This window comes from Actinoplanes palleronii, assembly GCF_016862315.1.
GTDB classification, from domain to species: domain Bacteria; phylum Actinomycetota; class Actinomycetes; order Mycobacteriales; family Micromonosporaceae; genus Actinoplanes; species Actinoplanes palleronii.
Window position 1 is genome coordinate 55,955 of record NZ_BOMS01000051.1, and the last position, 25,259, is coordinate 81,213.

Below are 25,259 nucleotides of genomic sequence, written 5' to 3' on the forward strand. Positions count from 1 at the left end.
ACCATGGGAATCGAAGAGAAACTTCCCAGCGGCATCCTCCTCACCTCGGTCGAGAAGCTGTCGAACTGGGCTCGCAAGTCATCGTTCTGGGGTGCGACCTTCGGTCTCGCCTGCTGCGCCATCGAGATGATGGCCGCCGGTGGCCCGCACTACGACCTGGGTCGCTGGGGCATGGAGGTGTTCCGCGCTTCGCCTCGCCAAGCGGACCTGATGATCGTCGCGGGCCGGGTCAGTCAGAAGATGGCTCCGGTGGTCCGGCAGATCTACGACCAGATGCCCGAGCCGCGCTCGGTGATCTCGATGGGCGTCTGCGCCTCGTCCGGCGGCATGTTCAACAACTACGCCATCGTGCAGGGTGTGGATCACATCGTCCCGGTCGACATCTACCTGCCGGGCTGTCCGCCCAGGCCGGAAATGCTGATCGACGCGATCCTCAAGATGCGCGAGAAGGTGATGGCAACACCTCTCGGCCCGAACGGCCGCAAGATGCACGAGCAACGCCGTCTCGACGGCAAGCTCCCGCTCGTCGCGCCGGGTGCCATGCCGTCGTCGTACCGGGTGGACAAGGTCCGCCGGGCGGAATGGACGCAGGCCGTCAAGGAAGGGCGCGAAGAGCAATTGCGGATCGAGAACTGGATGAAACTCCAGCCGCATTTGCGGGAGGGGGGCAAATGAGTATTCAGCCTGGAACTGAGGGTAGCGGTTCTGCTCCCGAAACAGTGCCGCCTCCGTCCAGTCCGGACAAAGGAATGTTCGGCGTCATGGGCACCGGCGACGTCTCCGGTTTCGGCCGTCTGGTCCGCCCTCGACCTGCTGTTTTTGACAGCCCGCGGCCGTACGGCGGGTATTTCGACGACGTCTATGACGCGTTGGAGGAAGCTTATCCGGCGTTCTCCGAAGCCATCGAGAAAGTGGTGGTGGATAGGGCGGAACTCACACTTCACATCAGGCCCGAGAGAATCAAGGACGTCTGTCAGGTAATGAGGGACGACGGGTCCCTGAAGTTCGAGCTCTGCTCCTCTGTCGACTGCGTCGACTACCTGGCCACCGACGAGCGCCGGTTCCACATCGCGTACCAGCTCACCTCGATGACGTACCGCCGGAGGGTCCGTCTCGAGGCCGCCGTCGCGGACGGTGTGCCGCTGCCCAGCGTGACCAGCGTCTACCCGACCGCGGACTGGCAGGAGCGCGAGGTCTACGACATGTTCGGCGTGGTCTTCACCGGCCACCCGAACCTGACCCGGATCCTGATGCCGGACGACTGGGAGGGCCATCCCCAGCGCAAGGACTACCCGCTCGGCGGGGTGCCCGTGGAGTACAAGGGCGCCGAAATTCCGCCGCCCGACCAGCGGAGGGTCTACCAGTGACAAGTTCTGAGTACGCGAGCGCACGCGAGACGACCGAGGGCCGGGTCTTCACGGTCACCGGCGGCGACTGGGACAGCGTCACGTCCAGCATCGACCCGCTCAGCAACGAGAAGATCGTCGTCAACATGGGTCCCCAGCACCCGTCCACGCACGGCGTGCTCCGGCTGGTGCTGGAGCTCGAGGGCGAGACGGTGATCGAGGCCCGCCCGGTGATCGGCTACCTGCACACCGGGATCGAGAAGAACCTGGAGTACCGCACCTGGACGCAGGGCGTCACGTTCGTGACCCGGATGGACTACCTGGCCAACATGTCCAACGAGGCGGCGTACTGCTTCGCGGTGGAGAAGCTGCTCGGGATCGAAGATCAGATCACCGAGCGGGCCAGCACGATCCGGGTCATGTTCATGGAGCTGCAGCGGATCGCCTCGCACCTGGTCTGGCTGGCCACCACCGGCATGGAGCTCGGCGCGATCTCGATGATGCTGTACGGCTTCCGGGAGCGGGAGTACATCCTCGACATCTTCGAGGAGACCTCCGGGCTGCGGATGAACAACGGCTACATCCGGCCCGGCGGCCTGGCACAGGACCTGCCCGACTCGGCGGTCAAGAAGATCCGGGACCTGCTGGTCTACCTGCCGAAGAAGCTCAAGGAATACGAGGCGATGCTCTCCGGCCAGATCATCTGGCAGAAGCGCACGCAGGGAATCGCCGTCCTGGACGTGACCGGTTGCCTGGCGCTGGGCATCACCGGACCGGTGCTGCGGGCCGCCGGCCTGCCCTGGGACCTGCGCAAGACCATGCCGTACGCGGGTTACGAGACGTACGAGTTCGACGTGCCGACCGCGACCACGGCGGACGTCTGGGGTCGTTATCTGGTCCGGCTGGCGGAGATCAAGGAGTCGCTGAAGATCGTCGAACAGACGCTCGACCGGCTCAAGCCCGGCCCGGTCTGGGTCGCGGACAAGAAGATCGCCTGGCCCGCGCAGCTCGCGCTGGGCGTGGACGGTCTCGGCAACTCCCTGGAGCATGTCGCCAAGATCATGGGCCAGTCGATGGAATCGCTGATCCACCACTTCAAGCTCGTGACCGAAGGCTTCCGGGTGCCGCCCGGTCAAGTCTATGTCGCGGTGGAACACCCGCGTGGCGAACTCGGCGTACACGCGGTTTCTGACGGTGGCACCCACCCCTACCGGGTGCACTACCGCGAGCCGAGCTTCGTCAACCTCCAGGCCATCCCCGCGATGGCCGAGGGAGCACTGCTGGCCGACGTGATCGCCGGCGGCGCCTCCCTGGACCCGGTTATGGGTGGGTGTGATCGCTGATGTCCGACACAGAGCTTGCCGGGCGGCTCCGCCGCACTGCAGAAAAAAACGACGATGGAGTTGAATTCTCCCCGGCCGCGGCTCCGCTGGCGGAGAAGCTGCTGGGGGCCGCGCAGGAGATCCTGGCGCGGTACCCGGCCGGCCGGGAGCGCTCGGCGCTGCTGCCGCTGCTGCACCTGGTGCAGACCGAGGACGGGTTCGTCACCCCGGCCGGGGTGTCCTTCTGCGCCGAGATCCTGGGCATCAACAAGGCCCAGGTGGGCGCGGTCGCCACCTTCTACACCATGTACAAGCGCCGGCCCACCGGTGACTACCTGGTCAGCGTCTGCACCAACACGCTCTGCAACGTGCTCGGCGGTCAGGAGGTCTACGACCAGCTGACCGAGCACCTCGGCGTCGGTCACAACGAGACCACCGCCGACGGCAAGATCACGCTCGAGCACGCCGAGTGCCTGGCCGCCTGCGACTACGCGCCGGTGGTGACGGTCAACTACGACTTCACCGTCGACCAGGCCACGCCGGACTCCGCGGTCGAGATGGTCGACAAGCTGCGTAACGGCGAGCAGCCGACGCCCAGCCGGGGCGCCCGGATCTGCTCGCTCAAGGAGATGCAGTTCCAGCTGGCCGGCTTCGCCGATCCGCGCGAGGGCGCGGTCGGCGACGGGGTGGCCGGCGCGCCGACGCTGCGCGGGGTGCGTCTCGCCCAGGAGCACGGGATCGCGGTGGCCGGCTTCAACCTGGACACCCCGATCACCACCACCAAGCCGGCTCGCGAGGAGCAGCCCGGCAAGGTCGCGACCGCGGTGCAAGCGGTGAAGGCGGCGGTCGGCACGGTCGCCGAAAAAGCCGCCGAGAAGGCGGGACAGGTCGGTGACCGGGTCAACGCCGGGAAGAAGACCGAGGACCCGCAGATCCGTACCGCGGAACTCCGCAATCCCACCGCGAGCGAACCGGCGAAACCGGAAGCGAACGCGGGCGCGACGACCGGCGTCGCGGGCAGCGCGCCGGCCGGCGACGCCAAACCCGCGGGCGACAGCCCGCGCACGCCCGACCCGACCCGTGGCTCGGAGGAGGAGAAATGACCCAAATCCGACCTGAGGTGCTGCAGAAGCTGACCCCGGTGCTGACCAAGCGCTGGCTCTCGCCGGACGCCTGGCAGATCGGCGTCTACGAGCGCCTCGACGGTTACCAGGCGCTCCGCAAGACCCTCGACGTGCACCCGGACGACATGATCCAGCTGATCAAGGACTCCGGGCTGCGCGGCCGTGGTGGCGCGGGGTTCCCGACCGGGCTGAAGTGGGGCTTCATCCCGCAGGGCGACGGCAAGCCGCACTACCTCGTGATCAACGCGGACGAGGGCGAGCCGGGCACCTGCAAGGACCTGCCGCTGATGACGTACGACCCGCACTCGCTGGTGGAGGGCGCGATCATCGCGTCCTACGCGATCCGGGCGAACCGCGCGTTCATCTACATCCGCGGTGAGGCGGTGCACGCCGCGCGGCGGCTGCGCAACGCGGTGCAGGAGGCGTACGCCGCCGGTTACCTCGGCAAGAACATCCTCGGCTCCGGGTTCGACCTGGACCTGGTGGTGCACAGCGGCGCCGGCGCGTACATCTGCGGCGAGGAGACCGCGCTGCTCGACTCGCTGGAGGGGTTCCGCGGCCAGCCCCGGCTGCGCCCGCCCTTCCCGGCCATCGCCGGCCTGTACGCCAGCCCGACCGTGGTCAACAACGTCGGCACGATCGCCAGCGTGCCGTACATCGTGCTGGGCGGCGCGGACTGGTGGAAGAGCATGGGCACCGAGAAGTCGGCCGGCCCGATGATCTATTCGCTCTCCGGCCGGGTGGTCAACCCGGGCCAGTACGAGTGCGGCCTCGGCATCACCCTGCGCGAGCTGATCGAGATGGCCGGCGGCATGCAGCCGGGCCACGAGCTGAAGTTCTGGACGCCGGGTGGCTCGTCGACGCCGATCCTGACCGCCGAGCACATCGACACCGCGATGGACTTCGAGGGTGTCGCGGCGGCCGGCTCGATCCTGGGCACCACGGCGATGCAGATCTTCTCCGACCAGGACTGCCCGGTCTACAACACGTGGCGGTGGCTGGAGTTCTACCACCACGAATCGTGCGGCAAGTGCACACCGTGCCGGGAGGGCAACTACTGGCTGGTGCGTACCTACCGGCGGATCCTCGCCGGCCAGGGCACTCTCGCCGACCTGGACACCATGCAGGACACCGCGGACAACATCTTCGGCCGGTCCTTCTGCGGTCTCGGTGACGGCGCGGCGACGCCGGTCATCTCGACGCTCAAGTGGTTCCGGGACGACTACCTCGGCTACATCGAGGGCCGCACGGCTCCCCGGCTGTCCGAGAAGAGCCTGGTGGGAGCGCACTGATGACCGACGTAGCGAAGAGGGCCGACCTGGTCACGCTGACCATCGACGGCGTCGAGGTCACCGCGGAGAAGGGCGAGCTGCTCATCCGGGTGGCCGAGCGGATGGGCACCGCGATCCCGCGGTTCTGCGACCACCCGCTGCTGGCGCCGGCCGGTGCCTGCCGCCAGTGCCTGGTCGAGGTGGAGGGCCAGCGCAAGCCGATCGCCTCGTGCACCCAGACGGTGGCCGAGGGCATGGTGGTGAAGACCCAGGTCAGCTCGCCGGTGGCGGCCAAGGCCCAGGCCGGCGTGATGGAACTGCTGCTGATCAACCACCCGCTGGACTGCCCGACCTGCGACAAGGGCGGTGAGTGCCCGTTGCAGAACCAGGCGATGAGCAACGGCCGCGCCGAGTCGCGGTTCCACGAGCCCAAGCGCGAGTACGAGAAGCCGATCCACATCTCCAGCCAGGTGCTGCTGGACCGGGAGCGCTGCGTGCTCTGCCAGCGCTGCACCCGGTTCTCCGAGGAGATCGCCGGCGACAAGTTCATCGACCTGATGGACCGGTCCTCCGGCGAGCAGATCAACGTCTACCGGGACGACTTCTTCGGTGGCACGGGCACCGGGGACGGCCAGGTCGGCGAGGGCGAGGGGGACGTCGCGTTCAACTCGTACTTCTCCGGCAACACCATCCAGATCTGCCCGGTCGGCGCGCTGACCGGCGAGCAGTACCGGTTCCGCGCCCGCCCGTTCGACCTGGTCTCCTCGCCGACCACCTGCGAGCACTGCGCGGCCGGCTGTTCGATGCGAGCCGACCACCGGCGCGGCAAGGTGCTGCGCCGGCTGGCCGGTGACGACGCCGCGGTCAACGAGGAGTGGAACTGCGACAAGGGCCGGTGGGGTTTCCGCTACACCACGGCCAACGAGCGCATCACCACGCCGCTGGTCCGGGACTCGCGGACCGGGCAGCTGCGCGAGGCGTCCTGGAGCGAGGCGCTGCTCACCGCCGCGGAAGGCCTGAAGGCGGCCCGCGAGCGGGGCGTCGGGGTGCTGACCGGCGGGCGGCTCACCGTGGAGGACGCGTACTCGTACGCGAAATTCGCCCGGATCGTGCTGCGGACCAACGACATCGACTTCCGGGCGCGGCCGGTCCGAGCCTCCGGCTCGTCGGCCGAGATCACCGAGGAGGCCGATTTCCTCGCGGCCGCGGTGGCCGGGATTTCCGAGGTTTCGTACGCCGATGTCGAGGCCGCCCCGTCCGCTCTGATCGTCGGACTGGAGCCGGAGGAGGAGTGCCCGATCCTCTTCCTGCGTCTGCGCAAGGCGACCAACCGCCGCAAACTGCAGGTCACGGCGATCGCGCCGTATCTGTCCCGCGGCTTCGAGAAGCTCAGCGCCACGCTCGTCGCGGCGGTGCCGGGTGACGAGGCCCGGCTGCTGAACACCGACCCGGCGGTCGCCGAGGCGCTCAGCGCTCCGGGCAGCCTGCTGCTGGTCGGCGAACGCCTGGCCACCGTGCCGGGTGGGCTCTCCGCGGCCGCGGCGCTGGCCGCCCGGACCGGCGCCCGCCTCGCGTGGGTGCCGCGCCGGGCCGGTGACCGGGGTGCGGTCGACGCCGGCTGCCTGCCGAACCTGCTGCCGGGTGGTCGCCCGGTCGGCGACCCGGGCGCTCGCGCCGAGCTGTCGCTGGGCTGGGCGGTCGACTCCGGCGTGCTGCCGAGCCGGCCGGGCCGGGACGTCGACGCGATCATCGCGGCGGCGGCCGACGGGACACTCGGCGGCCTGCTGGTCGGCGCGGTGGACCCGGGCGACCTGACCGACCCGGTCCTCGCCGAGCAGGCGCTGGACGCGGTGCCCTTCCTGGTCAGCCTGGAACTGCGCACCAGCGCGGTGACCGAGCGGGCCGACGTGGTGCTGCCGATCGCGCCGGCGGTGGAGAAGTCCGGCACCTACATGGACTGGGAGGGCCGGCTGCGGTCCTTCGAGAAGGTCCTGGGCAGCACGGCGATGACCGACGGCCGGGTGCTGGAGGCGATCGCCGCGCTGCTGGACGTCACCCTGAACACCGGCGACGTGCAGGCGGTGCGCCGCGAGCTGGGCGCGCTGCCGGCCGGCACGGCCCGTCCCGAGCTGCCGTCGATCGCCGCCGAGGCGGTCGCCGAGCCGGGTGAGCGGGCCGCGGTGCTGGCCACCTGGCACCAGCTGATCGACCTGGGCACGCTGACCGAGGGCGACGCGGTGCTGGCCGGCACGGCGAGACCGCCGGTCGTCCGGCTCGGCAAGGAGCTGGCCGAGCAGCTGCGGGTCACCGACGGCGACCTGCTCACGGTCCGCAGTGATCGCGGCTCGGTGACGCTGCCGGCCGCGATCGCCGACCTGCCCCGGCAGGTGGTGTGGCTGCCGACCAACTCGCCGGCTTCGACGGTGCGCCGCAGTCTCGGCGTCACCGCCGGCGCGGTGGTCCGGTTGTCGGCCGGTCTGCCCGGTCCGATTCTCGCCGAGGGAGTTGAGCGATGAACGTCCTTCTCGCGGCGCACGCGGAGGACCCGACCCTGCAGACGTTCGAACAGGACGTCTGGTGGATCGTGCTGATCAAGCTGCTCGGGCTGTTCGTCCTGCTGCTGATCCTGACGCTGTTCACGATCAACTACGAGCGCAAGGTCGTGGCCCGGATGGCGGTCCGGCCGGGCCCCAACCAGGTCGGGTTCCGCGGTTATCTGACCAGCCTCAGCGACGGCCTGAAGCTGCCGTTCAAAGAGGAGATCATTCCGAAGACCGCCGACAAGATCGTCTACTTCCTCGCCCCGGTCATCTCGGCGACCACGGCGTTCACCGCCTTCGCGGTGATCCCGTTCGGTGGCGTGGTGAACATGTTCGGTCATCGGACCGCGCTGCAGCTCACCGACGTACCAGTCTCGGTGCTGGTGCTGCTGGCCTGCTCGTCGATGAGCGTCTACGGCGTGGTGCTGGCCGGCTGGGCGTCCGGGTCGACGTACCCGCTGCTCGGCGCGTTGCGGTCGAGTGCGCAGATGATTTCGTACGAGGTCGCGATGGGCCTCTCGATCGTCGCGGTGTTCATGACCGCGGGCTCGATGAGCACGTCGCAGATCGTCGCGGCGCAGGCGTCCGGCGAGCCGACGACGCTCTTCGGCGTCACGATCACCATGCCCGGCTGGTACTGCCTGCAGCTGCTGCCGAGCTTCCTGATCTACGTGATCTCGGCGGTCGGTGAGACCAACCGGGCGCCGTTCGACCTGCCCGAGGCGGAGTCCGAGCTGGTCGGCGGGTTCCACACCGAGTACTCGTCGTTCAAGTTCGCGCTCTTCTTCCTGGCCGAGTACATCAACATGATCACCGTCTCGGCGTTCTGCACCACGCTGTTCCTGGGTGGTTGGCGCGCACCGTGGCCGATCACCGCGATCTGGGAGGGCGCCAACTCCGGCTACTTCGGCCTGATCTGGTTCTTCCTCAAGGTCTTCACGCTGCTGTTCGGCTTCATCTGGCTGCGGGCCACGCTGCCCCGGATGCGGTACGACCAGTTCATGCGGTTCGGCTGGAAGGTGCTGATCCCGGTCAGCCTGGTCTGGATCCTCTTCCTGGCGTACTTCAAGGTCGCCCGCAGCGGCGCGCTCTCCACCGAGGCCCGGTGGATCTCCACCGGGGTGATCGCCCTGATCGTGCTGGTGGTCGCGTGGAAGTGGCCCTCGTCGGAGAAACCCGATCCGGTGCCCATCGAGGAGCAGTTGGCCGCACGTCCACCGGGCAGTTTCCCGGTCCCCCCGATGGACCTCCAGGTACCGCCCAGCCCGCGCGCCCGCCGTGCGGTCGCCGAGCGTGCCCCGGCCGCCGTCGGCGGCGACCCCGAGTCGAAGGAGGTGTGACGTGAACACGTTGACCGGCTCCTTCAAGGGTTTCGGCGTGACGTTCGCCCACATGTTCCGCAAGGTGATCACGACCGACTACCCGTTCTCCCCGCCGACGCCGGCGCCGCGCTACCACGGGCGGCACATCCTCAACCGGCACCCGGACGGCCTGGAGAAGTGCATCGGCTGCGAGCTGTGCGCCTGGGCCTGCCCGGCCGACGCGATCTACGTCGAGGGCGGCGACAACACCGACGAGCAGCGGTTCTCGCCGGGTGAGCGGTACGCGAAGATCTACCAGATCAACTACACCCGCTGCATCTTCTGCGGGCTCTGCATCGAGGCCTGCCCGACCCGTTCGCTGACCATGAGCAACGAGTTCGAGCTGGCCCGGGACAGCCGCCAGGACCTGATCTTCACGAAGGAACAGCTCCTGGCGCCGCTGCTGGAGGGTATGGAGCAGCCGCCGCACCCGATGCGCCTGGGCGAGACCGACAAGGACTACTACCTCGGCGCGCTCACCAACCCGGGTACGTCGGCCGGAGCGGAGCGGGCGCCGTGGTCGACGAACGCCGCGGAGGACGCCACCGGGGGTGCGGCATGACCCAGGTGTCCACCGGCGAGCAGGTCGCCTTCTGGATCCTCGGCTCGCTCGCGGTGATCGGGGCGCTCGGCATGGTGCTGGCCCGTAACGCGGTGCACTCCGCGCTCTGGCTGGTGCTCACCATGCTGAACCTCGGGATCCTCTACGTGGTCAACTCGGCGCCGTTCCTCGGCTTCGTGCAGGTCATCGTGTACACCGGCGCGATCATGATGCTGTTCCTGTTCGTACTGATGCTGGTCGGCCGGGACGCCTCGGACTCGCTGATCGAGTCGCTGCGCGGGCAACGGGTCGCGGCGATCATTCTCGGTCTCGGATTCGCCGGCCTGGTCGGTACCGGACTGGCCCGGGCGCTCGATGACACCCCGACCGCCGGCCTGGACGCGGCCAACCAGAACGGCAACGTGCAGGGCCTGGCCTCGCTGCTGTTCACCAAGTACGTCTTCGCGTTCGAGGTCACTTCGGCGCTGCTGATCACGGCGGCGGTGGGCGCGATGATCCTGGCCCACGTCGAACGCGGCAAGGGCGAGAAGGTGGACCAGGTGTCCCGGATGAAGGAGCGCTTCCTTCCCGGCAACTACCCCGGCCCGAAACCCGGCCCCGGCGTCTACGCGAACACTATGTCGGTGGCCGCGCCGGCCCGCCTGCCGGACGGCAACGGAGCGGAGAGCAGCATCTCGCCGATCCTGCCGGTCCGGGAGCTGACGATCTCTGAGGTAGCCCCGAAGGGAACCGAGAAGTGACTCCCGATTATTACTTGATCTTGGCGTCGATCCTGTTCACCATCGGCGCCTCCGGAGTGCTGATCCGGCGCAACGCGATCGTCCTGTTCATGTGCATCGAGCTGATGCTGAACGCGGCGAACCTGGCGCTGGTCACCTTCAGCCGGATCAACGGCGGCCTGGACGGCCAGATCATCTCGTTCTTCGTGATGGTCGTGGCAGCGGCCGAGGTCGTTGTCGGCCTCGCCATCATCATGTCGATCTTCCGTACGCGACGCTCGGCGAGTGTCGACGACGCGAACCTCCTGAAGTACTGAAGGGGCTTCCATGGCACTCTCATTGGAGTACGCCCCCGCGACGGGGGTGCTGAGCAGCGTCTGGCTACTCGTGGCCATCCCGCTGGCCAGTGCGGCGATCCTGTTGCTGCTGGGCAAGCGGGCCGACAAGTGGGGTCACTGGCTCGGCGTCCTGGCGGTGGCCAGCTCGTTCGTACTCGGGCTGATCTTCTTCCTGAGCCTGAGCGGCCTGGAGGAGACGAAGCGCTCGGCCGAGCTAAGCCTGTTCGACTTCATCCAGGTCGGCGCGCTGAAGGTCGACTTCGGCATGCTCTTCGACCCGCTCTCCGGGGTCTTCGTCCTGCTGATCACCGGTGTCGGTTCGCTGATCCACCTGTACGCGGTCGGCTACATGGAGCACGACCCGGGCCGGCGACGGTTCTTCGCCTATTTCAACCTGTTCGTCGCGGCGATGCTGTTGCTCGTCCTCGGCAACAACTACGTGATGCTCTACTTCGGCTGGGAGGGCGTCGGTCTGGCGTCGTACCTGCTGATCTCGTTCTGGTACACCCGCCCGTCGGCGGCCACGGCCGGCAAGAAGGCGTTCCTGATGAACCGGGTCGGCGACGCCGGCCTGGCGATCGGCGTCTTCCTGATGTTCACCACGCTGGGCAGCACTCAATATTCCGCGGTCTTCAGCGGGGTGACCTCGCTGAGCGCCACCACGGTGCTGGTCATGGGTCTGCTCCTGCTGCTCGGCGCGGCCGGCAAGTCCGGTCAGTTCCCGCTGCAGGCCTGGTTGCCGGACGCGATGGAGGGCCCGACCCCGGTGTCGGCGCTCATCCACGCGGCCACCATGGTCACCGCGGGGGTCTACCTGATCGCCCGGTCCAACCCGATCTTCTCGGCCAACGAGACGCTGCAGCTGATCGTGGTCAGCGTCGGTGCGCTGACGCTGCTGATCGGCTGCGTCATCGGCTCGGCGAAGGACGACATCAAGCGGATCCTGGCCTGGTCGACGGTCAGCCAGATCGGCTACATGTTCCTCGGTGTCGGGCTCGGCGGTGCGGCCTACGGGCTGGCCATCGTGCACCTGCTGGCGCACGGCTTCTTCAAGGCCAACATGTTCCTCGGCGCCGGTTCGGTCATGCACGGCATGCATGACCAGGTGGACATCCGCCGGTTCGGTGGCCTGTCCAAGCACATGCGGATCACCTGGCTGACGTTCGCCACCGGCTGGCTGGCGATCATCGGCATCCCGCCGCTGTCCGGCTTCTTCTCCAAGGAGCCGATCATCGCGGCCGCCTTCGAGCGGGAAGTGACCTGGCAGGCCTGGGTCTTCGGGCTGGCCGCGCTGCTCGGTGCCGGGCTCACCGCGTTCTACATGACCCGGTTGTTCGTGCTCACCTTCCACGGCCCGGCGCGCTGGACCGAGGAGAACAAGCACCCGCACGAGTCGCCGGCGCTGATGACGATCCCGCTGATCCTGCTGGCGGTCGGCTCGGTCGCGGCCGGCTGGGTGATGAGCACGACCGTGCCGGAGTGGCTCACCCCGGTTCTCGGTGGTGAGGAGGGCGAGGTGCACGGCGTGCTCTCGCACACGGTGATCACCGTGCTCTCGCTGGTGGTCACGGTCGCCGGTGCGGGTCTGGCCTGGTCGATGTTCCGCAAGGGCACCGCGCTCGAGCCGCAGCCGGCCGGGGTGCTGGTCACCGCGGCGCGGCGCAACCTCTACACCGACGCGTTCAACGAGGCGGTGTTCGAGCGGCCCGGCAAGTACCTCACCCGGGCGCTGGTCTACCTGGACGCCAAGGGCATCGACGGCATCGTCAACGGGCTGGCGGCGGCGGTCGGTGGCAGCTCCAGCCGGCTCCGGCGGCTGCAGACCGGCTTCGTCCGCTCGTACGCACTCTCCATGCTCACCGGCGCGATGCTCATTGTCGGCGCCTTCCTAGCGATCCAGTTGGGGTGGCTGGCGTGACGAACTTTCCCTTTCTCTCTGTCCTCACGCTGCTTCCCCTGGTCGGGGCGATCTCGGTGGCCTGCATTCCGCGGGCCAAGGCAGAGCTAGCCAAGATCGTCGCGCTGATCTGGTCGCTCGTCGTGCTGGTGCTCAGCATCTTCATGTGGGTCGCCTTCACGGTCGGCAGCCCCGACCGGTTCCAGTTCCACGAGAAGTACGCCTGGATCCCGTCCTGGAACGCCAGCTTCACCTTCGCCGCCGACGGCATCGCGCTCGTCATGCTGATGCTGATCGCGGTGCTGTTCCCGGTGGTCATCCTGGCGTCCTGGCACGACGTGGACCAGAGCAAGCGGTCTGCGCCGACCTACTTCGCCCTGCTGCTGGCGTTCGAGTTCACCATGATCGGGGTGTTCGCCGCGGCGGACGTCTTCCTGTTCTACGTGTTCTTCGAAATCATGCTGATCCCGATGTACTTCATCATCGGTTCGTTCGGCAGCGGCCAGAAGCAGTACGCCGCGGTCAAGTTCTTCCTCTACAGCCTGGTCGGCGGCCTCTTCATGCTGGCCGCCGTGGTCGGGCTGTGGGTGATCGGCGGGCACACCTTCGAGTTCTCCGCGCTCGTCGACGCGGCCAAGACGTTCGATCAGGACACCGCCCGCTGGCTGTTCCTCGGCTTCTTCGTGGCGTTCGCGATCAAGGCGCCGTTCTTCCCGTTCCACACCTGGCTACCGGACTCCGGTGGTGCCGCCCCGGCGGGTGCGGCCGCGCTGCTCGTCGGCGTGATGGACAAGGTCGGTACGTTCGGCATCCTGCGGTACTGCCTACCGCTCTTCCCGGAGGCGTCGCGCTGGTTCGCGCCGGCCGCGATGGTGCTGGCAGTGGTCGGGATCATCTACGCGGCGCTGCTGGCGGTCGGGCAGAACGACCTGAAGCGCCTGGTGTCGTACACGTCGATCGCGCACTTCGGCTTCATCGGCATCGGCATCTTCGCCTTCACCACGCAGGGCGGCACCGGCTCGGTGCTCTACATGGTCAACCACGGTCTGGCCACCGGCCTGCTGTTCATCGTGGTCGGCATGTTCGTGGCCCGGCGCGGTTCCTCGCTGGTCAGCGACTTCGGCGGGGCGGGCAAGATGGTGCCGGCCCTGGCCGGGGTGCTGTTCTTCGCCGGTCTGGCCTCGCTGGCCCTGCCCGGCACGGCGCCGTTCGTCAGTGAGTTCCTGGTCCTGCTCGGCACGTTCAGCACCAACAAGGCGTACGCCGTGATCGCCACCGTCGGGATCGTGCTGGCCGCCGCGTACGTGCTGTGGATGATCCAGCGGACCACCCAGGGCACGCTCAACCCGGCCCTGGAAGACGTGCCGGCCATGAAGAAGGACCTCAGCCTGCGGGAGAAGGTCGTCGTCGCCCCGTTGATCGCGCTCCTGCTGGTGCTCGGCTTCTACCCGAAACCGGTCACCGACGTGATCAACCCGGCGGTTGAGCAGACCCTGCTGGACGTCGGCACACAGGATCCGGGCCCGAGCGCGGTCGCGGATGGAAAGGCTGGCCGATAACCATGGGAGAGCTGAAACTTCCGGAGATCGACTACGGCGCGCTCGCGCCCATGTTGATCCTCTTCGGGGTCGCCTGCGTCGGGGTCCTGATCGAGGTGCTCGTCCCGCGTCGGGCCCGCAACCTGGTCCAGCTGGTGCTCGCGCTGCTCGGCGTGGTGGCCGCGCTGACCGTTCTGGTGATCAACCGGAACACCCGGATCGTCACGGTCGGCGGCGCGGTCGCGATCGACGGCCCGTCCGTCTTCCTGCAGGGCGCGATTCTGGTGCTCGGCGTGGTGTCGCTCTTCCTGATCGGGGAGCGGCAGGTGGAGCAGGGCGGCGCGTTCGTCGCCCAGGCGGCCGTCGTGGTCGGTTCGGACAAGGACGCCAAGCAGGTGACCGGCCAGAGTGGGCTCACCGAGGTGTACCCGCTGGCCACCTTCGCGCTCGGCGGCATGCTGCTCTTCGTCGCCGCAAACGACCTGCTCACCATGTTCGTGGCGTTGGAGGTCTTCTCGCTGCCGTTGTACCTGCTGTGCGCGCTGGCCCGGCGCCGGCGACTGCTCAGCCAGGAGGCGGCGCTCAAGTACTTCCTGCTCGGGTCGTACGCCTCGGCGTTCTTCCTGTTCGGCGTCGCGATGCTGTACGGCTTCGCCGGCAGTGTGCAGCTCGGCGCGATCCACGCCGCGGTGGCCAACCCGCAGCGCAGCCCGGTCCTGCTCTACGCCGGCTTCGGCCTGGTCGCGATCGGCCTGCTGTTCAAGAGCGCGCTGGCCCCGTTCCACGTCTGGACGCCGGACGTCTACCAGGGAGCGCCGACCCCGATCACCGCGTTCATGGCGGCCTGCACCAAGGTCGCCGCGTTCGGCGCGCTGCTCCGGGTGCTCTACACCGCGTTCGAGGGGGTGCGCTGGGACTTCCAGCCGGTCCTCGGCACGGTCGCGGTGCTGACCATGTTCCTCGGCGCGATCATGGCGGTCACCCAGACCGACATGAAGCGGCTGCTTGCCTACTCGTCGATCGCGAACGCCGGCTACCTGATGGTCGGTGTGCTGGCGCTCAACAAGGACGGCCTGGCCAGCACGATGTTCTACCTGGTCGCGTACGGCTTCTCGGTGGTCGCGGCGTTCGCGATCATCAGCCTGGTGCGTGACTCGGACGGCGAGGCGACCCACCTGTCCCGGTGGGCCGGCATCGGCCGGAAGAGCCCGCTGCTCGCCGGGATCTTCACGTTCATCCTGCTCACCTTCGCCGGTATCCCGCTGACCAGTGGCTTCACCGCCAAGTTCGCGGTCTTCGGTGCGGCGATCGACGGCGGGCAGACGTGGCTGGTCATCTTCGGCGTGATCACCAGCATGCTGCTGGCGTTCCCGTACCTGCGGGTGGTTGTGCTGATGTGGCTCTCCGAGCCGGGCGAGACCACGCCGGCGGTGTCCATCCCGGGCTTCCTGACGTCGGCCGCGCTCGGCCTCGGTGTGATCGTCACGGTGGTGCTCGGTGTCGCGCCGGCCCCGCTGATCGACCTGACACGTGAGGCTTCTCAATTCGTGCGTTGAGCACACGTCAATCCGTCCTGACCAGCGGCTCCGGCACTCTGCCGGAGCCGCTGTCGTCTGACCGGACGGTGTCGTGATCCACCTAGGATGATCACCGTGGATGCGCTCGTTACCGGAAAACCGCTGGCCGACGTGATCGATGCCTACCGCACCTGCGAGCTGGCGACCCTGACCCGCGACGGCTCACCGGTGGCGTGGCCGACCTCGGGGCTGCGCCGGGACGACGGGACGCTGCTGCTGACCACCTCGCTCGGCTACCCGCAGAAGGCGTTCAACATCCGCCGGGACGGCCGGGTGGCACTGCTCTTCTCCGAGCCGACCGCGAGTGGCCTGGACCTGCCTGAGCAGGTGCTGGTGCGCGGCGTCGCCACCTGCCCGGACGAGGTGTACACCGCGCCGGTCGGCGATCTGGGGCGGCTCTGGGCGCTGCTGATGGAGCGCCAGCCGCACAGCCAGGGCTACCTGAACTGGCCGGCCACCAAGATGGCCGATTTCTACTACATGCGCCTGCTGATCGACGTCGAGCCGGCCGAGGTGGTCGCCCGGCCGCTGCCGGTCGCCGCGAACACCGGGCTGGCCGGCAGCACGCTGCTCGGCGCCGAGGTGCTGGCCGGGTACCCGTCGGTGGTGCTGATCGCGCTCGACGCGGCCGGGGCCCCGCTGCTGGTGCGGACCACGGTCAGCGCGACGCCGGACGGCTACCGGGTCGAGGTGCCCGCGGACGTGCCGGTCGTGGCGGGCCCGGCCGGGCTGCTGGTGCACCGGCACGACGACAAGCTGTCCGGTCTGCACAACGCGAACGTGCGCGGCCGGCTCGTACGCGACGGCGACGGCTGGCTGCTGCGCCCGGTGAAGCTCGTCGAGCCGGGCACCCGGCACCGGGCGAGCCTGCTCGACCCGATCCGAATCGGTCGCGAGTGCCAGGCCGCCACCCGCCGGTACCTGGCTCAGCGCAACCTGGACCGCCCGGCCGTCCCGTGGGCCGCCTATCGCGCCATCCGGGCCGGGCTCCGGAAGCCCTGATTATTTTGATCTTGTCGCCTGCACCCCTGGGACTGAAAGGGACGGGCCGGTATGGCATCGTGGGAGCGTGGTGAGCACCGGTGATCTGACGCTGTCGTCGCTGGGCCTCGACGTCGATCCCGAGATGGACGCGTCGGTGTCCGCGATGTTGTTTGCCGTGGAGGAAGCGCTGCGGGTGCACGTCGCCAGCGCCGACCCGCTGGTGACCGAAGCCGCGCGCCATCTCGCCGACGCCGGGGGCAAGCGGCTCCGGCCGATCCTGGTGGCGCTGAGCGCGCAGTTCGGCGATCCGGCCCGGCCCGAGCTGATCGACGCGGCCAACGTGGTCGAGCTGACCCACCTCGCGACGCTCTACCACGACGACGTGATGGACGAGGCCCAGGTCCGGCGGGGCACCCCGAGCGCGAACGCGCGCTGGGGCAACTCGGTGGCCATCCTGGTCGGCGACTACCTGTTCGCCCAGGCCGCGGAGCTGGCCGCCAAGCTCGGCACCGAGGCCGTGCACCTGCAGGCGCGGACCTTCTCGCGCCTGGTGCACGGGCAGATCGCCGAGACCGCCGGCCCGCGCGGCACCGATCCGATCGAGCACTACCTGCAGGTCATCGCGGACAAGACCGGCTCGTTGATCGCCACCGCGGCCCGCTTCGGCGGCATGTTCTCCGGTGCCCGGCCCGAGGTGGTCGAGGCTCTCGCCGGGTACGGCGAGGTCATCGGCATGGTCTTCCAGCTCTCCGACGACCTGCTCGACATCGCCTCCGAGTCGGTCCAGTCCGGCAAGACACCCGGCACCGACCTGCGCGAGGGCGTGCCCACGCTGCCGGTGCTCTACGCGCTGGCCGGGGACGACGCGGACGCCGCCGCGGTCCGGCTGCGCGAGCTGCTCTCCGCCGGGCCGATCACCGACGACACGTTGCACGCCGAGGCGCTCACGCTGCTGCGCGAGTCGGCGGCGATGAAGCGGGCCCGGGAAACGGTCCGCGGTTATGCGGACGAGGCGCGGGCCCGGCTGGCGCCGCTGCCGGACGGCCAGGCCAAGAGCGCGATGGAAGCGCTCTGCGACGTCATCGCCGACCGGACGACCTAGCTCCGGTACCGGCCCAGCAACCGGCTGCCCAGCAGCATGAGGGCCGCGGCCAGCACCATCGCGATCGACGCCGCCGTCCACATGGCCGGATATCCCGCTGTGCCGGCGATCGCGCCCAGCCCGAGCGGGCCGACACAGCCGCCGGCGTAGACCCCGGTCTGGGTGATCGAGGTGGCTGCCGCGGGGGACTGCGGGTGCAGGCGCACCACCGCGAAGGTCATCAGGCCCGGCCACGCCCAGCCGAAACCGAAGCCGAGCACGACGCCGGCGATCAGGGCGCCTTCCCCTCGTACCGAAAGAAGTGCCAAGCCGAGCGCGCCGCAAGCGAGCAGCGCGGCGATCGTGCCCACCTGCCGGTCCGGCCGGCGATCGGCCTGGGCGCCGCCGACGATCCGGGCCAGCCCGCAGATCGCGCCGCCCAGGGTGAGTGCGAGCCCGGCCGGGGCCGGGCCGATGCCGTGCGAGACGGCCGAGGACACCAGGAACGTGCCGAGTGCGTTGGCCGAGGCGGCCGCGAGCATGGCGGCCAGGCCGATCACCACGAGGGCGCCGGTCGCCTGCCCCTGCTCGCGCTTGCGGGTCCCGCCGAGCTCACCGGCCGGCACCGCGGCGATGGCCACGCACGCCAGCAGCCCGGCCAGGACGAACGCCCAGCGCCAGCCGACGGTCAGAGCCACCAACGGCACCGCCGCACCGGCCAGCAGCGTGCTGATCGGGATGGCGGCCTGCTTCACGCCGAAGGTGAAGCCCTGTCGATGGGCCGGCACCTGCCGGGACAGGCTGGTGTTGCTGGCCAGCTGACCCATCGCGTTGCCGGCCGCGCCGATCGCCAGGATCACCATGAGGCTCCACAGTGAGCGCGCCCCGACCGCGACCGCGATCAGCGCGACCGCGGAGAGCCCGATGCCGGCCCGGGCGATCCGGGTGGCGCCGTGCCGCTCGACCAGAGCGCCGGCCGGGATCGAGGCCAGCGCGCTCACTCCGAAGTACGCCGAGACCACCAGGCCCAGACCGGCCGGGCTGAAATCGAGTTCCTCGCGGACCTGAACCGCCAGTCCGCCGACCAGGAAGACCGGTATCGAAACAGAAATGGTCGTGGTCAGCGCGCCGACCGTGGCGCGGGTGGCGTTTGACCTGGTCGGTGCCGTTTTCGGGGTCTGTTTCGAGGCAGATGGCATCGGACGCAGACTAAGCCAATTCGGGCACGCTCCGACACGCCCCGTTCTGTTGATCACACCCGCTGTGCAAATCGATCGTGATCCACATGCTTTTGGCATTCCGTCGCCGGATGTTTCTTCATATGGTGTATGTCCCTGGCCTCGGAGGTAGCTGTGCGTGACCCCCTAGCGGAGCCGTCAGATCTCATCCGGAGCGTGTCGCGAGCGTTACGCGTGCTGGAGTCGGTCGGCCGCGCGCCACGCGGGCTCACGGTGAAACAGATCGCCCGGCGGTGCGAGTTGACCGTCGCGACGACCTATCACCTGGTGCGCACACTGGCCTATGAGGGCTACGTGATCCGGCGCGAAGACGGCACCTACATCGTCGGTCTCGAGATCGCCGATCGGTACCGCGAGCTCGTCTCGGCGTTCCGCGGCCCGCCCGCGGTCGGCGACGCGCTCCGCCGTGCCGCGATCGACACCGGATACAGCCACTACCTCGGCCGCTTCGTCGGCGGCCGGATCGCGGTGACCGCCTCCGCCGAGGGTGCCCGCTCGCCGTTCCTGGACGACGTCGCCCCCGGTTTCGACGAGGGTGGTCACGCCACCGCACTGGGCAAGGCGCTGCTCGCCACGCTCACCCCGGACCAGCGGTCGCGTTACCTGCGCGACTACGGGATGCGGGCGTTCACCCCGACCACGCTCACCACGCCGGAGGCGCTCGAGGGCGACCTGGCGGCCGGCGAGCGACGCGGCATGCAGATCGAAATGGGACAGTTCCGGCAGGGGCTGGCCTCCGCCGCGGTGGTCGTGGTCGCCGACCGGGACATGGAGCGGCGGCTCGTGCTCGCCTGCTCGATGCCGGCCGCCGAGATGCTCACCTCGGCGCGGGTCGTGCGGGCCAAACTGACCGCCGCCGCGCGGAATGTGGCCGAGGCGCTGTCCGGCGGCGAGTCCGCCACAGCGTGATCTTCTTCGATCGCGTTTTGCCTGCACCGGGACTGTTCAGTCACCGAGTCGCTACAGCTTGAGGTGCGGCTTTAAGAGATATTTGAACCTCCAGGGCGGTTGTCGCGTACCAAAGACCGGATGACGGGGACGCCGGCTGGAGGCAGGACACCATGCGCTGTGAGGACGGGCACGACGACGCCGCCTACGTCCTCGGCGCGCTGTCGCCGGCAGAACGCGCCGCCTACGAATTACACCTGGCGTCGTGCTCGTTCTGCCGCGAGGCGGTCGCCGATCTGGCCCGCGTTCCGGACATGCTGGACCGGCTCGACGCGGACGAATTCGCGAGGTTGCTGGACCCGTCGCTCTCGGCCGCGCCACCGGCCCGTGGCTACCGGCCGGCTCCGCCGCCGGTCAAAGCGTTTCCGGTACGCATGTTGAGCACCGTAGCGGCATTGGTGCTCATCGTCGTTCTGGGCGGTGGGGCCACCCTGTGGCTGCTGCGCCAGCCCGAAGCGGGCGCCGCGGCGAGTGGTCCGGCCGTCGCGATGAGCGCGGTGGAGGTCAACTCGCCGATCACCGCCACCATCCGGCTCACCGGGACGGCGGGCGGCACCAAGGTGGAGATGCTCTGCCGGTACGCGGCGTCGGCCAAGCCGTACACGTACCGGCTGATCGCTTACGGGCCTGACGATCAGAGTGAGCAGCTCGGGTCGTGGACGCCGCAGCCCGGGGCGGAATTCCCGATGCAGTCGGTCACGCACTTCGCCGAGGCCGGACTGGACCGGTTCGAGCTGGTGCGCTTCGACGGCAAGGTCATGCTGTCGTACCAGCCTCGCTGATCTGCTTCTCGGAGCTTCTGGCGGTGGCGCGCAGGCGTGCGCTGCGGAGCCCGTCGACGGTGAAGATGATCAGAGCGATCCAGACCAGTCCGAAACCGGCCAGCCGGGCGGCGGGCATCGGCTCGTGGTAGATCAGCACACCGCAGGCCAGCTGGAGGATCGGCGCGACGTACTGCAGGATCCCCAGACCGACCAGCGGCACCCGGTTCGCCGCACCGGCGAAGAGCAGCAACGGTACGGCGGTGGCCACACCGGAGAACAGCATCAGCGCCGTGTGCTGTGCCGAGACGTGCCCGAACTCGGCGTCCCCGGTCAGGTTCAGCCAGGTCAGATAGCCCAGCGCGGGCAGTGCCAGCACCGCCGACTCGACGAACAGCCCCTCGGCCGGCGGTAGCGACATCCGCTTCTTGATCAGGCTGTACGAGCCGAACGAGGCGGCCAGGATGAGCGCGATGTACGGCAGGTGCCCGTAGTCGACGGTCAGGATGGCGACCGCCAGGCCACCGATGCCGACCGCGATCCACTGCCAGGCGCGCAGCCGCTCCCGCTGCACGGTCACGCCGAGCAGGACCACGACCAGCGGGGTGATGAAGTAGCCGAGCGCGGTCTCGACGACCCGGGACGAGTTCACGCCGTAGATGTAGGTCGCCCAGTTCACCCCGATCAGCAGCGCCGCGACCGAGATGCCGCCGAGCAGGCGCGGGGTACGCAGCACCCGGCCCAGGAAGCGCCAGTTGCGCTGGACGGTGAGCAGCAGGGCGACGAAGAGGACGGACCAGATGATCCGGTGCGAGAGGATTTCCAGCGGGGGCGAGGGCCGGAGCAGCTTGAAATAGATCGGGAAGAAGCCCCAGAGCACGTACGCCGTGAGGCCGTACAGATATCCGCGCCGCTCGTCGCTCATGGCACACACCGTAAGGGCCGGAAACGGTCACGGTCCTTGCCTATGCTCCAGCTCACGAGGCCAATCAGCCCCCGCTGGCCTGCATTCCCGCGGGGGCTGTCCGGTGGCTTTCGCTAGCTCAGTCGTCGCCTCCGTCGGGGACCAGCATGTTGAGGACCCAGCTGACGATGCCCACGAGGAGCGCGCCGAGGATCGCGGCGACGAAGCCGTCGACGTGGAAGCCGAGGTCGAGCTTGTCGGCGATGAAGCTGGTCAGCAGGAACAACAGTCCGTTCACGACCAGCGCCATCAGGCCGAGGGTGAGGACGTAGAGCCCGCAACCGATCGTCTTGATGATCGGACGGAGAACCGCGTTCACCAGACCGAAGATCGCCGCGACCGCGAGCAGAGTGCCGGCTTTACCGGCTGCGGTGCCCGCGGTGAGCTGGATCCCGTCGATGACCAGGGTCGTGATCCACAGCGAGATGGCCGTGATCACGAGCCGGATGATGATGCCCATGGCAGGGGATGGTGCCACGGCCGTGCCAGTGATGGGTACGACACTCCGCGATCTTCATCCGCCTGCCGCCGGATATTCCGGCATATCGAGATCTATCGCTCATCCGCCGACCGGCGGGAGTCGCCGATCAGGACCTTCTCCACCGAGGTGGGTGCGAGCATCGCCCAGCGGACCGCCTGCCTGTTGATGACCGCGAGCATGCCGGGACGCATCCGGGTGAGCAGCGGCGCGGTGTCGCCCAGTTCGAGCGCGGCGCCGATCAGGTGGGCCTCGTCCGGCCGCAGGGTCTGCAGCAGGAGCAGATCGGCGTCGTTCGCGGCGGCGACGTCCGCCGCGCGACATTCCTCCCGAAGGGACAGCGTCGCCCGCCACGGCCCGGCATCCGTCGCGCCGGCCGGTAGCGGTGCGGGGGCGTGGCCGATTCCGGTCACTCCGAGGGGAAGCCTGGTCTCCACTCCCGGCTGGACCGGGCCGGCCGGGAGTGGAGTGGCGAAGACGGGCGGGGCCGGGGTGAGCGGTCCCAGGTCGAGAATGATCAGTAGCGGACACAGCGGTGAGCTTGGTGGCGCCTCGACCGGCTGGTCCGGCGCTTTGAGGGTGATCGAGCCGCTGGGTGCGGCCGTGCCGCGGGCGAACGGCTCCCAGGCCCGTGGGCGGTAGGTGCGCACCAGCACCCGGGCACCGAGCGCCATCGCGCGGAACGTCACCACCTGGGCGCAGCGGAGCCCGCCGACCAGGACGACCCGGGTGTGGTCCGGGCGGAACGGCCGGATCAGCACCGGCTGGCCGTGCCGGTTGTGCCCCACGACCAGGCCGGCCCGGTCGGTCGGCAACGCCAGACGGCCGAACCCCTCCGCCGGTGACCGGGGATCGCCGGGCCGGGACAACGCGTCCGGGTGAGTGCGACGGCCGGGGACGGTCCGGGTGACCTGCCGGTGACCGCTGGGCAGGCCGGCCGTGTCGGACGCGGCGAGAGGCAGGGTGGCGGCGAGGCCGGGCAGGTGGTCGCCGTCCCGGCGGCGGAGGTGGAGGTGCTCTCCGGCCGCCAGTTGTCGCAGGAGGTTGATGGCGGGCTCGAGCGCGGCCGGTTCTGGCGCGGCCAGGCGGATGGCCAGGCTGAGCCGCGGCTGCTCGCCGAGCTCAGGTGCGGCGGCGGAGGAGGTGGACGTGGCGGCGGCTGAGGCGGATCTGCGCGCGGGTGCGGAGCGGGTGGCGGGTGTGGGTGTGACCGGGGCGGTGGCCGGTAGAGCGGCGGTCAGGGTCAGCGTGGTGGCTGTGGTGGGTAGGTGGAGCAGGTGGGTGAGGAGGTCGGCTGACGGGCACTCCCCGGGCCGTGTGCGGCCGTGGAAGGTCACTTGGGACAGCTCGCCGACTCGTAGGGACGTCCACTGCTCGTGGACTTCGGCGGCGGGCTCGGCGTACGCGAAATCGGTCATGGCCCGCACCGCCGCGGTCCGGTCCAAGGGGCGGGCCTTGAGGCGTTTGGTGAGTTTTCGCGCCTGGCCCGTCAGGGCCCGGTGCAGGTCGCGGTCGGACCAGCCGTCGGTACGGGCCACGCGGACCGCGAGCAGCGCCCGGGCGTGGCCGAGCGCCCGGCCCCCGGTGAGCATCCGGTAGGAGCCGGCCGCCGGATCGTTCCCGGCCGGGCCGGCGGGCGCGGGCACGGCGGTGAGCAGGAGCTGGATCCGGACCGGTGGTCGCTCCCGGCCGTCGGCGGGCAGCAACTCCCAGGGCGCGGGCAGCTCGGGCCGGGACTCGGCCAGCAGGGCGGCCGGATCACCCAGGTCGAGGAGCGCGGTCAGGCCGGCGCCGTCGGCGAACACCGCGGCCGGCCCGGCGGGTAGCTCGATCGAGGTGATCCGGGTTTCCGGTGCGACGAGCGCGAGCACCGTGGCGCTGCCTTGCCGGCCGTCGGACCGGCGCCGGGCGCGGAAGTGCAGGACCGCGGTGAGCTGCTGGAAGGCCCAGCGGTCCCGGAAGCGGAGCCAGGTCAGCGCGAGCAGGACCGGGGCGCAGACCACCGCCGCGAGTCGGGCCGGGCCGCCGGCTGCGGCGCCGATCAGGGCCAGGACCGCGGCGGCCTGGGTGGCGAGCACCTGATGAAGGCCGAGGTGGTGCGACCGATCGGGCCCGACCGTGGGCGCGCCGGTCAGCGAGGTCGTCGCCATGGCCGCCCCCTCGACCGTTCCGGACATCGATCAATGTGCGCGCCTAATCGTAGGACGACATTCGGATCAGCCGTGTCCGTCATCCACAGGGGGAGTTATCCACAGGTTGGAAATCGGGGCTTTCGCCGACCTCCGCCCATCCCCTAGCGTCGGAGCCCAGAACGTGACCAGACGATCACGCACCGGTGCGACCACCTGCCCGTGATCGATTTACTCGTTGATCCACGTCAATGCATGGCTTGTCGCGACAAGTGTCCAAATCGGAATAGGGGGTGGCCTGGAAATGGCTCTGACTCAGGCCGAGTCCGCGGTGATGGTCAGCACCGCCGCGAAATTCGATCAGGCCAACGGCGCACTGCAGTCGATGCTCAGCACACTGATGTCCGAGCTGTCCGGGCTCAGCGGGTCCTGGAGGGGGCTCGGCGCGAACGCTTTCGAACGGGTCAAGACGCAGTATGCGACCGACCTGCGGAGCCTCAACGACGCGCTCGCCGAGACCGCCCGGGCGATCCGGGCGTCCGGGGCGGGCTATCACGCCACCGACTCCGGCGCCGCGAGCCGGGTCGCCCGAACCGGTGGCACCTTCACCCTGCCGCTCTGACTTCTTCCGGAGGATTTTCATGAACGACGGAGTTCTGCTCGTCAACTTCGGCGCCCTGCAGCAGGCCGGCGCCGACATCGACAAGGCGCTCGGCACCCTGCGCTCCCAGCTCGATCAGCTCGAACGTGACGCCGCGCCGCTGGTGGCGACGTGGGCCGGTCAGGCCCGGGAGGCGTACGGGCAGCGCCAGGCCACCTGGCGGGCCGCCTCGGCCGACCTGGAGGCCATCCTGCGCCAGATCAAGGGTGCGGTGGACGAGTCGGCCGCCGACTACGCGTCGACCGAGCGGACGGCGACGCAGCGGTTCCAATGACGTCAGGTCGTACCCGTTCGGGGTGGTCAGTGGCCCGAGAGGGGTGCTCGGCGCGCCGAGAGGGGTTGCCGATGCTCCGGAAGGGTTGCCGCCGGTCCGACAGGGGAAGGTGGGGGTCGCCCGTTCGCGTACTGGCCCGGGTGGTT

22 protein-coding genes and 1 pseudogene are annotated in these 25,259 nt (G+C 69.3%); 19 read left to right on the top strand and 4 right to left on the bottom strand.

Annotation, left to right across the window (positions count from 1 at the left end):
• Window positions 1-3 precede the first annotated feature (3 nt).
• The 15 genes from Apa02nite_RS18795 to Apa02nite_RS18865 all read left to right on the top strand — a co-directional run bounded on the left by Apa02nite_RS18795 (window position 4) and on the right by Apa02nite_RS18865 (window position 17,681).
• Entirely contained in the window at window positions 4-675 is a 672-nt protein-coding gene (locus tag Apa02nite_RS18795; RefSeq protein WP_067687810.1) for a NuoB/complex I 20 kDa subunit family protein, read from the top strand.
• Window positions 672-1,367: an NADH-quinone oxidoreductase subunit C gene (locus Apa02nite_RS18800; protein WP_203826156.1), complete on the top strand. Its 696-nt coding sequence runs from the start codon at window positions 672-674 to the stop codon at window positions 1,365-1,367. Before Apa02nite_RS18795 ends, Apa02nite_RS18800 begins: the two co-directional genes overlap by 4 nt.
• Window positions 1,364-2,689: an NADH-quinone oxidoreductase subunit D gene (locus Apa02nite_RS18805; RefSeq protein ID WP_203826157.1), complete on the top strand. Its 1,326-nt coding sequence runs from the start codon at window positions 1,364-1,366 to the stop codon at window positions 2,687-2,689. Before Apa02nite_RS18800 ends, Apa02nite_RS18805 begins: the two co-directional genes overlap by 4 nt.
• Entirely contained in the window at window positions 2,689-3,771 is a 1,083-nt protein-coding gene (nuoE, locus tag Apa02nite_RS18810) for an NADH-quinone oxidoreductase subunit NuoE (protein WP_203826158.1), read from the top strand. Before Apa02nite_RS18805 ends, nuoE begins: the two co-directional genes overlap by 1 nt.
• Complete coding sequence (nuoF, locus tag Apa02nite_RS18815) at window positions 3,768-5,084, top strand: NADH-quinone oxidoreductase subunit NuoF (protein ID WP_067687815.1); 1,317 nt, start codon at window positions 3,768-3,770, stop codon at window positions 5,082-5,084. Before nuoE ends, nuoF begins: the two co-directional genes overlap by 4 nt.
• A complete protein-coding gene (locus Apa02nite_RS18820) occupies window positions 5,084-7,579 on the top strand; it encodes an NADH-quinone oxidoreductase subunit G (RefSeq protein WP_203826159.1) in 2,496 nt (831 codons plus the stop codon). Before nuoF ends, Apa02nite_RS18820 begins: the two co-directional genes overlap by 1 nt.
• The gene (nuoH, locus tag Apa02nite_RS18825) at window positions 7,576-8,943 is read left to right on the top strand and encodes an NADH-quinone oxidoreductase subunit NuoH (protein WP_067687819.1); all 1,368 of its coding nucleotides are present in this window, start codon (window positions 7,576-7,578) and stop codon (window positions 8,941-8,943) included. Before Apa02nite_RS18820 ends, nuoH begins: the two co-directional genes overlap by 4 nt.
• Window position 8,944: 1 nt before the next feature.
• The gene (nuoI, locus tag Apa02nite_RS18830) at window positions 8,945-9,526 is read left to right on the top strand and encodes an NADH-quinone oxidoreductase subunit NuoI (RefSeq protein WP_083971120.1); all 582 of its coding nucleotides are present in this window, start codon (window positions 8,945-8,947) and stop codon (window positions 9,524-9,526) included.
• Window positions 9,523-10,266: an NADH-quinone oxidoreductase subunit J gene (locus Apa02nite_RS18835; RefSeq protein WP_067687822.1), complete on the top strand. Its 744-nt coding sequence runs from the start codon at window positions 9,523-9,525 to the stop codon at window positions 10,264-10,266. Before nuoI ends, Apa02nite_RS18835 begins: the two co-directional genes overlap by 4 nt.
• The gene (gene nuoK / locus Apa02nite_RS18840; protein WP_067687823.1) at window positions 10,263-10,562 is read left to right on the top strand and encodes an NADH-quinone oxidoreductase subunit NuoK; all 300 of its coding nucleotides are present in this window, start codon (window positions 10,263-10,265) and stop codon (window positions 10,560-10,562) included. The genes Apa02nite_RS18835 and nuoK overlap by 4 nt, the downstream gene beginning before the upstream one ends.
• 10 nt (window positions 10,563-10,572) lie before the next feature.
• Entirely contained in the window at window positions 10,573-12,501 is a 1,929-nt protein-coding gene (gene nuoL, locus Apa02nite_RS18845; protein ID WP_203826160.1) for an NADH-quinone oxidoreductase subunit L, read from the top strand.
• The gene (locus tag Apa02nite_RS18850) at window positions 12,498-14,039 is read left to right on the top strand and encodes an NADH-quinone oxidoreductase subunit M (RefSeq protein ID WP_203826161.1); all 1,542 of its coding nucleotides are present in this window, start codon (window positions 12,498-12,500) and stop codon (window positions 14,037-14,039) included. Before nuoL ends, Apa02nite_RS18850 begins: the two co-directional genes overlap by 4 nt.
• Before the next feature lie 2 nt (window positions 14,040-14,041).
• Window positions 14,042-15,574, top strand: a complete 1,533-nt coding sequence (gene nuoN, locus Apa02nite_RS18855) for an NADH-quinone oxidoreductase subunit NuoN (protein ID WP_067687832.1) — start codon at window positions 14,042-14,044, stop codon at window positions 15,572-15,574.
• Between the two features lie 96 nt (window positions 15,575-15,670).
• Entirely contained in the window at window positions 15,671-16,597 is a 927-nt protein-coding gene (locus Apa02nite_RS18860) for a pyridoxamine 5'-phosphate oxidase family protein (protein ID WP_203826162.1), read from the top strand.
• 124 nt (window positions 16,598-16,721) lie between these two features.
• Window positions 16,722-17,681 carry a polyprenyl synthetase family protein gene (locus Apa02nite_RS18865; protein ID WP_198170707.1) on the top strand — a complete coding sequence of 320 codons (960 nt, stop codon included), beginning with the start codon at window positions 16,722-16,724 and terminating at the stop codon, window positions 17,679-17,681.
• Here Apa02nite_RS18865 and Apa02nite_RS18870 read toward each other — a convergent pair.
• Window positions 17,678-18,859, bottom strand: coding sequence for an MFS transporter (locus Apa02nite_RS18870; protein ID WP_203826163.1), 1,182 nt, complete (start codon window positions 18,857-18,859; stop codon window positions 17,678-17,680). The two genes, Apa02nite_RS18865 and Apa02nite_RS18870, sit on opposite strands and share 4 nt — an antisense overlap.
• Before the next feature lie 153 nt (window positions 18,860-19,012).
• Between Apa02nite_RS18870 and Apa02nite_RS18875 the strand changes: the two genes are divergently transcribed.
• A complete protein-coding gene (locus Apa02nite_RS18875; protein ID WP_067687838.1) occupies window positions 19,013-19,807 on the top strand; it encodes an IclR family transcriptional regulator in 795 nt (264 codons plus the stop codon).
• Window positions 19,808-19,959: 152 nt separating this feature from the next.
• Window positions 19,960-20,055: pseudogene (locus Apa02nite_RS52360) on the top strand (zf-HC2 domain-containing protein); the annotation flags it as partial.
• Between the two features lie 547 nt (window positions 20,056-20,602).
• Here the strand turns inward: Apa02nite_RS52360 and rarD are convergent.
• From rarD to Apa02nite_RS18895, 3 genes are all read right to left on the bottom strand, one after another.
• The gene (rarD, locus tag Apa02nite_RS18885) at window positions 20,603-21,532 is read right to left on the bottom strand and encodes an EamA family transporter RarD (protein ID WP_203826165.1); all 930 of its coding nucleotides are present in this window, start codon (window positions 21,530-21,532) and stop codon (window positions 20,603-20,605) included.
• A gap of 118 nt (window positions 21,533-21,650) precedes the next feature.
• On the bottom strand, window positions 21,651-22,031 hold the full coding sequence (locus Apa02nite_RS18890) for a phage holin family protein (RefSeq protein ID WP_203826166.1): 381 nt from the start codon (window positions 22,029-22,031) through the stop codon (window positions 21,651-21,653).
• A 92-nt stretch (window positions 22,032-22,123) separates the two neighbouring features.
• A complete protein-coding gene (locus Apa02nite_RS18895; RefSeq protein WP_203826167.1) occupies window positions 22,124-24,199 on the bottom strand; it encodes a type VII secretion protein EccE in 2,076 nt (691 codons plus the stop codon).
• Window positions 24,200-24,482: 283 nt separating this feature from the next.
• Here Apa02nite_RS18895 and Apa02nite_RS18900 point away from each other — a divergent pair, with 283 nt between their 5' ends.
• A complete protein-coding gene (locus Apa02nite_RS18900) occupies window positions 24,483-24,800 on the top strand; it encodes a WXG100 family type VII secretion target (protein ID WP_067687848.1) in 318 nt (105 codons plus the stop codon).
• Between the two features lie 19 nt (window positions 24,801-24,819).
• Window positions 24,820-25,113: a WXG100 family type VII secretion target gene (locus tag Apa02nite_RS18905; RefSeq protein ID WP_067687850.1), complete on the top strand. Its 294-nt coding sequence runs from the start codon at window positions 24,820-24,822 to the stop codon at window positions 25,111-25,113.
• The last annotated feature ends 146 nt before the right edge of the window (window positions 25,114-25,259 follow it).